General features: G+C 53.3%; 3 protein-coding genes. 2 read left to right on the forward strand and 1 reads right to left on the reverse strand.

What is annotated here, in order from left to right:
* A partial coding sequence (locus ACJ2PR_RS35790; RefSeq protein WP_446880623.1) for a DUF2887 domain-containing protein occupies window positions 1-244 on the reverse strand: 244 nt, incomplete at its 3' end.
* 118 nt (window positions 245-362) lie between these two features.
* Between ACJ2PR_RS35790 and ACJ2PR_RS35795 the strand changes: the two genes are divergently transcribed.
* Together ACJ2PR_RS35795 and ACJ2PR_RS35800 are read left to right on the forward strand one after the other, a co-directional pair.
* Window positions 363-1,691, forward strand: coding sequence for an IS4 family transposase (locus ACJ2PR_RS35795; RefSeq protein ID WP_446869909.1), 1,329 nt, complete (start codon window positions 363-365; stop codon window positions 1,689-1,691).
* Window positions 1,692-1,730: 39 nt separating this feature from the next.
* Window positions 1,731-1,809, forward strand: a 79-nt coding sequence (locus tag ACJ2PR_RS35800; protein ID WP_446880624.1) for a Y-family DNA polymerase, incomplete at its 3' end; no start/stop codon positions are given.

A 1,809-nucleotide genomic window follows, 5' to 3' on the forward strand; every position in this document is an offset into this window, starting at 1 on the left:
TAAGCTCTTGACGAGTTCGCTCAATTAACGCCCGTCCTTTCGCTGGAGCTTGTTTCTGGGGAGTTCCAATGAGTTGCAGAAGCCCTAATCCGAGAGAGCGATCACCCACATCCATCGGCAACTTATTCAAATAAATGCGCTGCAACCTGGGACTGTTCTCATACTCCGCATAGTGGCGTGGCAGCCCTGGATCAAATCGCTTTTCGGTGAAAATCACCACCCCCCGCCAATCATTTCTATCCATTACGCAAAAGTGTGTAGAAGGATTGCTGTGAAGGAGATGTGGGGTTTATTTATGTCAGACTGAGAAAACGACTACTCACTGTGAGGAAAAACCGATGCGGGATTGGGTGAGCTAAGAGATCGATTCACAAGCGTTTGGAGATTTGCGGCATAGTAAACGATTGTGTGAAACCGTGCGAGTGCTGAGTGAGCATCCGAGCGCAAGTGTGCCGCAGGTAAGTCAAAGTACGAGTGCGAGTCAAAGTATCTATCGATTCTGGGCAAACCCGCAAGTGCAGCCTTCTCAAATTCTGTTGAGTCACCGCAGTAGCGTGGTGAAACGGGCGACTCAAGCGGGCGTGGTGCTGGCGATACAGGACACAACGGATTTAGACTTTCATCGATTGAAGCAGACGACGGGATTAGGCTTCATCCACCAGGGCACGAATCAAGGCATCAAGGTGCATAGCTGCTTCGGAGTCAGTGGCAGGGGTGAGCCGCTCGGACTGTTGCATCAATACACTTGGACGCGCAGTGAGCGCAGTGGCAAGCGAGGAGAACGCAAGCAGAAAGCCACCTGCGACAAAGAAAGCCAGCGCTGGCTCGATACTTTGAGTGCTGCCGAGCGCGAGGTGGACGCAGCGGTGCAGATGATTCATGTGGGCGACCGAGAAGCCGACATCTACGACTTATTTGTGCTGCCACGACGCGCAAAGAGCGAGTTGCTGATCCGAGCGGAACACAATCGCCGTGTGCAGCATGAGCTTGGCTATCTGATTCCCACGGTGGAGCAGGCTCCGGTACTCGGACAGCAAGCGATTGAGGTAGGGCGCAACCCTAGCCAAGTTGCCCGGAGTACAACTTTAAGCCTGCGGGCAATGCAGGTGACCATTGACGTGCCGCGGCAACACAAGCAGCCCAAGCAGTGTCAACCCGTGACGCTCAATGCTTTGCTGGTCGAAGAATGTACACCGCCTGCCGAGGGGCAACCGATTCACTGGTTGTTGCTCACGACACTGCCTATCGACACGTTGGAGCAAGCCTGGCAATGTGTGCGGTGGTATAGTTTACGCTGGTTAATTGAGCGGTTTCATTTCACGCTCAAAAGTGGCTGTCGCCTTGAACAGTTGCAACTCGAAACCAAAGAGCGATTGTTGAATGCCTTAGCAACCTACTCGATTGTGGCATGGCGCTTGATGGGGTTGACCTATCGCGCTCGACTCACCCCAGATGAATCGTGTGAAACGGTGCTGCAACCGCACGAGTGGCGACTGTTGCGGCGCAGGTTTGAACCCAAAAACTGCTCGAAAAAACCACCCACGTTACGCCAGGTCGTGCGCTGGATTGCCCAACTCGGCGGCTTTCTGGCTCGTAAGCACGATGGAGAACCAGGATTGAAAACGCTTTGGCGAGGACTAGGAAAGTTCCATGATTTGCTCGAAGGCGCGCAACTGGCGACTCATGCCTAAGCCCTGTCTGCGTTCTACCGACTTCTGCCTAATGGATAGATCTTTTCAGAGACAGGCTTAACCGCTTCTGCGGGTGTGTCCTGCAACAAGTTTTTAGCAAAGATGGCATCTGGGATGA

This window comes from Phormidesmis sp. 146-33 (assembly GCF_052939515.1).